10 protein-coding genes are annotated in these 9,588 nt (G+C 37.8%); 8 read left to right on the plus strand and 2 right to left on the minus strand.

Annotated elements, in window-relative coordinates; genetic code table 11:
- Positions 1-33: 33 nt before the first annotated feature.
- The 8 genes from H0X48_03435 to acpP all read left to right on the plus strand — a co-directional run bounded on the left by H0X48_03435 (position 34) and on the right by acpP (position 5,745).
- A complete protein-coding gene (locus H0X48_03435) occupies positions 34-405 on the plus strand; it encodes a hypothetical protein (protein ID MBA3954341.1) in 372 nt (123 codons plus the stop codon).
- An 83-nt stretch (positions 406-488) separates the two neighbouring features.
- The gene (locus H0X48_03440) at positions 489-1,016 is read left to right on the plus strand and encodes a hypothetical protein (GenBank protein ID MBA3954342.1); all 528 of its coding nucleotides are present in this window, start codon (positions 489-491) and stop codon (positions 1,014-1,016) included.
- 1 nt (position 1,017) lies between these two features.
- Positions 1,018-1,635, plus strand: a complete 618-nt coding sequence (locus H0X48_03445) for a hypothetical protein (protein MBA3954343.1) — start codon at positions 1,018-1,020, stop codon at positions 1,633-1,635.
- Between the two features lie 205 nt (positions 1,636-1,840).
- Positions 1,841-2,131, plus strand: coding sequence for a 50S ribosomal protein L32 (rpmF, locus tag H0X48_03450; protein ID MBA3954344.1), 291 nt, complete (start codon positions 1,841-1,843; stop codon positions 2,129-2,131).
- 122 nt (positions 2,132-2,253) lie between these two features.
- Positions 2,254-2,907: a hypothetical protein gene (locus H0X48_03455; GenBank protein MBA3954345.1), complete on the plus strand. Its 654-nt coding sequence runs from the start codon at positions 2,254-2,256 to the stop codon at positions 2,905-2,907.
- Positions 2,908-2,940: 33 nt separating this feature from the next.
- Positions 2,941-4,392: a glutamate--tRNA ligase gene (locus H0X48_03460; GenBank protein MBA3954346.1), complete on the plus strand. Its 1,452-nt coding sequence runs from the start codon at positions 2,941-2,943 to the stop codon at positions 4,390-4,392.
- A 26-nt stretch (positions 4,393-4,418) separates the two neighbouring features.
- Entirely contained in the window at positions 4,419-5,429 is a 1,011-nt protein-coding gene (locus tag H0X48_03465; protein MBA3954347.1) for an acyltransferase domain-containing protein, read from the plus strand.
- Positions 5,430-5,490: 61 nt separating this feature from the next.
- Complete coding sequence (acpP, locus tag H0X48_03470) at positions 5,491-5,745, plus strand: acyl carrier protein (GenBank protein MBA3954348.1); 255 nt, start codon at positions 5,491-5,493, stop codon at positions 5,743-5,745.
- Between the two features lie 71 nt (positions 5,746-5,816).
- Here acpP and H0X48_03475 read toward each other — a convergent pair whose 3' ends face one another.
- On the minus strand, positions 5,817-7,706 hold the full coding sequence (locus H0X48_03475; protein MBA3954349.1) for a hypothetical protein: 1,890 nt from the start codon (positions 7,704-7,706) through the stop codon (positions 5,817-5,819).
- 75 nt (positions 7,707-7,781) lie between these two features.
- On the minus strand, positions 7,782-9,560 hold the full coding sequence (locus H0X48_03480; protein ID MBA3954350.1) for a hypothetical protein: 1,779 nt from the start codon (positions 9,558-9,560) through the stop codon (positions 7,782-7,784).
- Positions 9,561-9,588: the final 28 nt, after the last annotated feature.

Raw genomic sequence — 9,588 nt, forward strand, 5'->3', positions numbered from 1 at the left:
TATAACTTAAATCTTATTTATCAAGGGATATGTATGAATACCACTAAAATCTTACATGGATTTTTTCGTTTAATAGCCTCTCTAACGCTAGCAAGTGTTTTTTATCAGATACTAGGGTTTTTAACTTACTCTACTGGTTATTTTGAATATATTTATTATGGTATTAGTATTTTAGTTTTTTTCCCACTTATGTTGTTATATGAACCTCTTTCCAATAAGCCTATAACTTTTATATCTTTAAGTGCATTATTGACCCATTTTTTTGGGATACTTTCTATTGCAGGTTTGGTGCCATCCTTTATTACGTTATTAGATACACTTTTGAGTCTTGCTTTAACCTATTTTGTGCGTCTATTTCCTCATAGACTAAAAGCATTAAGAAAGCAGCTTGGCATAAGATTTTAGCAGAGCCTTTTGTCATAGGACGCTAATAAGTTATACTGATAGTTATTTAGTTTGTTTTAATTTTAGTAAAAGAAAGTGAATATATGAATTATGCTAAAATGATAGTGTTAGCTTTAGTCTTTTTCTTTGCATCATCTAACGTTATTGCAATGCCTAAGCCTAGTAGATTAGAAGCTTCTCGAGCAGAACGTGCTCAGGCTCTTGAACAAAAGCGTAAAGAACGCGAAGATGCAGAAAATAAACGGCAACAGGAAAAAGAACAAAAACGTAAAGAACGTGAAGCTGCTGCAAAAGCAGCAAAAGAAGCACAACAAAAAGAACGCGAAGAGCGTGACGCAAAGAAGCCAAAAAATATAAATAGAAAGTTATCTAACCTCAAGCAAGCACAAGAGGCTAAGAGACTGATAGATATATCACATCAAGATGACACTAATAAGCCAGCAGTAAAGCCCCATGATAATTCTAATACAAGTTCCTGGCTAATAAGTGGCGCTGTTGTAGGTGGTGCAGGTATACTTGCGCTTGTCTATTCTTGTTTTTATAAGTCAGAGACTAAAGTAGAAGAGATCGATGAAAGTAAAGAAAATTATAAAGAAAACCAAGGAAACTAATATGATAATAAAAAACATCTCTAGGACACTATGTATAGTCAGTCTCTTTTTAACAAATAGAGTAGGTGGTGTGCCGCCCCGTTACGACGCTCATGTGCATGCAGGTAAACACGAAGTTGTTGATACTCCTTTGAACTCAACTACTGCTCGCTCAAAACAGCAGGGTTCCCAAATAAAACCGACAATATGTAAAAAACGTAAGAGCAGAAAAACACTTAATGAAAATCAATCTCAAGCTGCTCTTGCAAGTAAAGAGCTTAAAAAGTATAAGCGAGAGTTGGAAATTATTACTAGTAGCTTAAGCCAATTAGCTACAGGCATTTTAACACAAGACCAGCAAGCTGAAAAAAGTTCTCTAGAAAAGCGTAGACTAAAAGTTATACAAATTATAGATAACTTTGAAAAGAAACAGGGATTGAAACAAACACCCCCTCAACTTTTAACTCCAAATCAGTCAGATACCAAGCAACTAGTAACGTTAAGTGCTTTTACTATTGGTGTTGCTCTAGCGCTTGCTGGATCTTATGATTACTTTTTTGTTCCTGTAGAAAAAAATCCTGAATTTAAATTAGAGGATTTAGTTGAGTTTGAAGAAGCAGAAGACCTAGAATTAGTATAAAAATAAGCTCTTAGTACTCTGAAATTACTATTAATTTGACAAATCTGTAATTTAATTTATTATTTGATAAGAGAGTTGTTTTATAAAAATTAATTTATTCAGAGTTATTGATTAATAGTTTTTTGCGTTTTTTTGTAAATTGCTTTAAACTTAATGGAATAAAGATAAGATTTACACGCTATTAATTACCTTATTGGAGCTTATTATGCCAGTACCTAAACGGAAAACGAGTAAGGCCCGTAGAGACCAACGTCAATCTACGAAGTTTATTCGCCCCCAATCTATCACTCAGTGTGCCAATTGCCAAGAGCCACTAGCAACCCATCAAGCATGTGCTGTGTGTGGTTACTATAAAGGCCGCAAAGTATTAAATACTAAACTTGAACGTACTATTAAGCGTACTGAAACACGTACCGCTCTTCAAGCTAAAGCACAACAAAGTGCTCAAAGCCAAGATAGCAACGAACAAGGTCATGAGCAAGACAATGAAAAATAAGCCATTAGCGCTTACTTTCGTTGAAAATATTAAAAAGGTTCAGCTCTCTTTAACGAAGTTGAGCCTTTTTGGCTATAATAGATTAAAAATTCAGGTAGTAGTTTTATAAATAGGACTTTAAAGTGTTAAATTCTAATATAAGAAGAGATTATTCTCGTCAATCATCAGTAAATCGTTATATACAAGCATTGATTATTGCAGGCAGTATAGCTGTGATAGCAGCTACCGGTTGGTTTGGTTACCAATGGTATACAAGACGTGCTGAACAGAAAGCGTATGCAGATTTGGCAACTACAAGCGAAAGCTATAAAAAAGCAGTGGCTTCTCAGGATGCTGAAAAAATAAAAGATAGTGAACGTGCTTTTGCTGCAGCCGCGCAAAAATATAAAAATTCTTCATTGGCACCATATTTTTTAAGTTATCAAGCTGATGCGTTAGTACAGCAAGATAAAAAAACAGAAGCACTTGCTGTTATGGATCAAATGATCTCAAAAATAAAAAAAGAGTCGCCACTTTACTCTTATTATGCACTTAAAAGAGCTCTTATGAAGCTTGATGCAACTCAAGAAGACATGCAACAAGCAGGTCGTCAAGAGCTGGCTAATTTAGCACAAGATAGTAGTAATCCAGTCCGCGATATGGCTCTGTATTATAGTGGACTTGAAGCTAGTCGTCAGGGTGACTTAGAAAAAGCAGCTAGTAATTGGTCGGAACTTGTATCTAAAGCTAAACCAGACTCTCAGTGGAGAGCGCTTGCTCAAGAACAGCTTCAATAAGCTTTACCTAGATTTGAAAGTTTTAAGATAGATATGAATAAACAGCACAGTACACCACGTGTTCGTTTTGCACCGTCGCCTACTGGTTATTTACATATAGGTGGGCTACGAGCTGCATTTTTTAATTGGTTGTTTGCACGACACAATAACGGCGTCTTTTTATTAAGAATAGAAGACACCGATGGAGAAAGATCAAAGCCTGAATATACTCAAGCTATCTTAGATGCTTTCGATTGGGTTGGTTTGCATAGTGACGAGCCTATTGTTATTCAATCGCAACGTATTGCACGTCATAAAGAAGTTATAGAGAGTATGCTTGTAGCAGGTACTGCGTACAAATGCTTTTGTACAATACAAGAGTTACAAGAACGTTTAGGTGCAAGTGCTGCTCAAGAGGGTAGTTATACTAAGTATGACGAAAAATGTCGTACGAGAGTTACAACTATTGGTGACGAGCAGAAATCCTGTGTTGTTCGGTTTAAAGTGCCAAGCACTATCAAAGAAGTTGCTTTTGATGATCTTATTCATGGCCCGCTTGTGTTTGATAAAGAGCAGTTTGACGATTTTATTATAATGCGCTCTGATGGCAGTCCTATGTATAATTTTGTGGTAGTAGTCGATGATGCTGATATGCGTATTAGTCATGTGCTACGAGGTGATGATCATATTGCCAATACGCCAAAGCAGATTTTACTGTATACTGCGTGCGGCTTTACGATGCCTCAGTTTGGCCATTTACCTATGATATTAGGAGCTGATGGTCAGCGTTTAAGTAAACGGCATGCAGCTACCTCGGTGCTTGATTATAGAGTTAATGGTTTTTTGCCTGATGCTTTATGTAACTATCTAGTGCGTTTAGGCTGGTCTCATGGTAATCAAGAAATTTTTTCGCGCGAAGAACTTATGCAGTACTTTTCTCTTGAGCAGGTAGGCAAAAAAGCAGCTATTTTTGATAGCACTAAACTAGAATGGCTTAATAGTGTGTATATTAAACAGACACCAGCTCAAGAACTTTTAGAGTATAGTATAAAATGTATAGACCCAGCATTACAGGTAAAGCTATCTGGTTGGCATACGGAACAATTACTAAGTTTTATAGATTTATATAAAGACCGCGTAAAAACACTGCGTGAGTTACTTGACGAATTATATAGTGTCTACGCGCGTCCAAGCATGATGGTTGTTACCGCTGAAATGGAGCCGTGGATACATGAAAAAAATTACCATAACATGAAGCATCTTGAACTTTTTTTAATTGGTCTAGAAGACTATTCAGTTCAAGCATTAACGGTAAGTATTAAAGATTTTATAAACAAGCAGGCTTTAACTATGCCTGAAATGGGCAAACCGCTGCGAATAGCCTTAACGGGAAAAACAGCAAGTCCTGGTGTGTTTGAACTTCTTGCTTTACTTGGTAAACAAGAGAGTATTGAGCGATTACATGCCTTTATTATTTTATTAAAGGAGAGCCTAAAGAAGCATTAACCCTAAATCTTAAATGGAGGTTTATTATGAAGATCGGGATGCTTTTTCCGGGTTACGGAAATCAATTTGTTGGAATGGGCAAAGAATTGTACGATGATTCACGTCTTATGCAAGAGTATTTTGAAGAAGCTTCAAATTGCTTAGGTATAAACTTTGTTAAGTTGTGCTTTGCTTCATCTGATGTCGAATTAAGTAAAATAACTAATGCCTATCCAGCGCTTTTTTTAGTAAGTGCAGCAACTGCAAGCATGATTAAACAGTTAGGAATAACTATTGATTACGTTGCAGGACACGGTATTGGAGAATACAGTGCTTTATATACAGGAGGGGGCTTGAACTTTCCTGATGGTCTTTATTTGTTGCATAAACTTTCTTATTTTTACTCACAACTACGTGAGCAATTAGAACAACTTGATGTAAAAACAGTATTAGTTGATGGTCTATCAGCTCGTAAACTCAAGCAAATTTGCGCTGAAAACAGCTCAGAAGAGTGTTCTGCCCATATAGCAGTTTATGAAACTAAAACTGAACATTTAGTAACTGGATCAGCTTCAGCAATTAAAGCAATTGTAGAAGGTGTCTATGACGCTGGTGCTGATAAAGTTAAAAAAATCAGCAGCAGTGAAGAGGGGTTTCATACACCATTAATGGAACAGCTTATGCAACAGCTTAAAATTTATCTTACTAAGGTAGATTTTAAAGACTTGTCTATACCGTTAATTACCAGTGTTGATGCTAAAGAAGTCTGTTTAGCTAAAAAAGCGCAACATGCTATCATACGCCAGATAACTGAGCCTTTATATTGGAATAACGTGGTAAAATCGTTTAGTGAAGCTGATATACTTCTTGTTCCTGCTCCTGCTAAAGCTTTAGTGCTTGAGCTTCAAGCTCATTATCCACATAAAACTATTTTTGGTATTAACACGCTCAGTGATTTAGAGCAAGTTAAAGAGTTTGTTTTTGCTCAGCAAAAGCGAGAACAAGAGCAACAAGAGCTAGAGCTAGCGTTATGTGCTGAGCCTTGTAGTCAAGTATAATATGCGTATACTAATACAGTAGTATATCTTGATTATTTACATCTTGTAGGGAAATATAAACATGGTTACAAACACAAGCGATATCTATGCTAAAATAGTAGCTCTTATTGCGGATCAATTGAGCATAGATAAAAGTGCTATTGAGTTAAACTCGCGCCTAGAAACACTTGGTGCAGACTCTTTAGATCAAGTGGAAATTGTTATGAAGCTTGAAGAAGAATTTGATATTGAAATTAATGATCATGATGCAGAAGAATTAGTAACCGTAGGCGATGTGACGAACTATGTTGCTAAGCTCCTTCAAAAGCGTGCCTAAATAAACAGGTATAGATAAAAAGAGCCAAGAAAACACTCTTGGCTCTTTTTATATGAGTTATGGTTACTGTATTAGAATGAAAGACCGCCCTTTACCCAGACGCCCCACTGCTGTACGCCTATGCGTTGGCAAGTAGTACGTTTACCAGTAAATTCAACTTCTCCGCCAATTCCTACATGAGGATCCCAGCCACATTCATCAGGCCACATATAATTAACATGCGCAAATATTTTATGCGTTAAATAAGATGCAGATTCTGCTGAGCGTGTGTTAAGAGATGCCAGAGATTCTTGTAATAGTGTCGGTCTTTGACTTGGATCAACAAGTGATGCACCACCTGCAAGCGTGGTTATGTCAGTTACCGCAATGCCATTGGCCGCAAATTCTGGGTTATCATTCACTGCAGCATCAAAGGCAGCTCTGTTATCAAATGTTAAGCATACGTTACATGCAGTTGCTGACGGTTGAAAGCTTTTAGGAGTTATAACCGTAAAGGCTGTTACATTAGATTGAGTATTATTATCAAGTTGCTGTGTCTGAGTTGACTCGCTACCTAAAGCAGGACATCCTTCAGGTGCTACCGCTTCTTGAGAAAATGGGGTACCAGGTAAAAATATACTTGGCGCATCATTAACAAGAGCTACAGGTATTTGATTGCAGCACACACTTTCAGTGCCTTTAATGCCAAATTTACGTGTATCGATATCGCAATTACTGTTATTGCAACGTAAACGAACTTTTTCATGAGTATTGCCATAGACATCGTAACCGATATCTATACCAAGGCCACCTTTGCGAAAAGCAAGCATAAGAGCTGCTTCACCTTTAACGCCTATACTTACATCAGCAAGACGTGTATTAAATTCAGTTGCGCTTACTAAATTGCCATTATACGTTAAGTTGGTGCCATCGGTATCAAACTCTTTAAGCAGTAAATAGCGGCTATAGTCACCATTGCGTTTAAAATCAAATAAACGGCATTGGCGCGATTTAAATAAATGCGTTATGTTACCTTCAAGATATAGAGAAAAGTTATAATCTTCGCCAGCCCATAAAACAGAATGAGCAGTTATACCGCCCCCAAGACCAAAATGGCCACCATTGCCAACTACAGGCTCAAATACAAATTCGCTCCGTTGCTTTCTACCTGTGGGTAATTCAAATTGAGCAAATACTCCAGCATGAGAGCAATCATTACTAATAATATCTTGACCGACAAGCACATGAATATCTGCTATACCATTACGAACACGACGTCCAAAATCAAATTTGCCTGACTGCCAGGGAGTCTGCATGTCACCATAGAAGAATGTGCCACTCAACGCCTCTTGAATGCTTCCAGCAGAATTAACTGACGTATCAGCTGTGTCAGCTGTTACATAACATTTTTCAAATGGTGTACCAACGCAGTTGTTTTTTTTGCGATCTTTGCAGCTTAACCCTAAGTCCCAACGTGTATGCACTATAGGAGCAAATACTTCTACGAAAAAGCCTGGAGCCCATTCATCAAGGCCGAGATAGAACCCAAAATCAACTATAAAGTTTTCAATACGTGGCTTTAATTTAATGCTTCCTTGAAAAGTACGTGAAAGGCCAAAATTATCTGCTACAAGCTCATGAGCACTACGGTTAGGCACTAAGCTACCAGCAAATCGCAAGGTATCTGAACCAAACAAAGGCTCTGTTATACGACGTGAATCAAATGATCGTGTATATTCAAAAGCTACATACGACGCACCGTAAAACTCACACATTTCGGGCTTATGAAGTTCAGTTTGCCATCCTACTAGCTGTCGTGCCAGGTTGTCGCCTTGTGATCGGTAATGAATGCCAGTACGTGTGCCTGCAAAGCAACAGGTTTGACTAGAAGATTGGCATTTCTTTTTACAGAGCTCATTTGCATAAGCCCGGGGGCTTAAAAGCAACAGAGCGCATAGCGCTGTTTTTAAGATATAGTTCATGTATGCTCCTCGAATAAAATTGTAATATTCTGCTCAGCTATAGTAAATCAACGGTTATGGTAAAGCAATACTCTTTTAGAATGTTATACCGCCTTTAATCCATATACCCCATTGATTTAAGCTGTTATGTCTGCATTTGCCGTCAAATTCAACTTCACCACCAATGCCAATATGTGGTTGATAACATGAATCTACCAATATATAGCCAATATGACCAAATACTTTATGAGAGATCATAGAGCATTGGGCTGCTGAATTAGGATCTAAATCCAAGCATGATATCAAAATTGGCGTAGCATCGGTATTAGCTTGAGCTAGTGGTGCAGGTAAAGCTGAGGCACTGGTGTCAGGCGTTACTTGATCATTATAAAGCAAGCATGCAGTTGTTGCGTTGGGGGCAATCTCTGCGTGAGATTGTGGTAACACATTAAAAATCGTAGTAGTTGATTGAGTACTATTAAGGGAAGTTCCTGGTAGTGTAGAGATAATCGCTTCACCATTTTCTACAGTAGCTGGTATGCAACAGACGCCTTCAACACCTTTAATACCAAAGCGACGTTGATCTATATCGCATGGGCAATCAGTAACGATGCATACTCGCTCTTTGTCACGTGCGTAAAAGTTATAACCTACATCTACCATAATGTTGCCAATACTCCAAGCAATTTTGGCCGAAAGGTCGACCTTATAGCCAATATGGACTTCTGCGTTACGAGTATTAAAATTAATAGCATTTATTAATCTGCCCGTATAGTTGTTATCTATATCAAACTCTTTAAGCAATAAATAACGGCTTAAAAGACCATTATGAGTAAAATCAAATGATCGTTGTTGATGTGTTTTAAACATATGGGTAGCATTACCTTCAACATAGACTGCTACAACATGACCGTTGCAGTACGTATCATCATACAGAGTAGCATGAGCCGAAATGCCTGCTCCTAATTCCCAGTGTTTTCCGTTGCCATAAATAGGTTCAAAAATATACCGTGCTTTAGGACGGTTACCTGTAGGCACTACTACTTGAGCATACACACCAGCATGACCAAAATCATTTTCTATAACATTATAGCCTAGCATAACATCAATATCAGCAAGTCCTGTTTTATTGCGTGGGCAAAAGCTAAAGCGTCCAAACTCCCAGGGTTCTTTCATGTCACCAAACAAAAATTCACCACTTAACGCTTCACGTAACGACGAAGCAGTTGGTGTTGCTAAAGCTGTGTCATTGGTGCTTGAATCAGATTGCATATAACAGTCTGGAAAGGTAGTATCACCACGTGATTTATCAGCGCATGGTAAACATTCGTCAAGTTCTAAAGACCAGCGTGTATGAACGAGTGGCGCATGAACGCGTAGATAAGAGCCACGGATAAACTCGTTAAGACCAAAAAACATATTAAAATCAAGAATATCATTTTCTATGCGTGGTCTTATTGATAATGTTCCGGTAAAACGTTCTGAAAGGCCAAAGTTATCAGCTACTACTTCGGTGTTATTATTTGCGTTGACAGTGCTGCCAGCAAAGGTTAAACAATCAGTACAAAAAAGAGTGCGCGCAAGTCTGCACGATCTAAAAGAACGCGTATATTCAGGCGTTAATGCTACTGTAGCATAATTTTCAAGATAATAGGGCTGATGCAGTTGCCGTTGCCACCCTATAAGTTCACGTGCAGTATTTGCTCCCACTGATCTGGGTATAAATGTTGTAATGCCACACGGATAGCAGGTATTGGAACATCTAATTTTACAGGCATTTGGCGTACACGGCTGCGTTGAACTAATTTCTCCAAATGTACTTAGATTAGATTCCCTTGAACCTACTTTAGTTTTACCTTGTATACTCAGAATCATAAGGCATAGCCCTAGAGTGGTAAGTATA

The organism is Candidatus Dependentiae bacterium (assembly GCA_013821315.1).
Lineage (GTDB): Bacteria > Babelota > Babeliae > Babelales > Babelaceae > JACDHA01.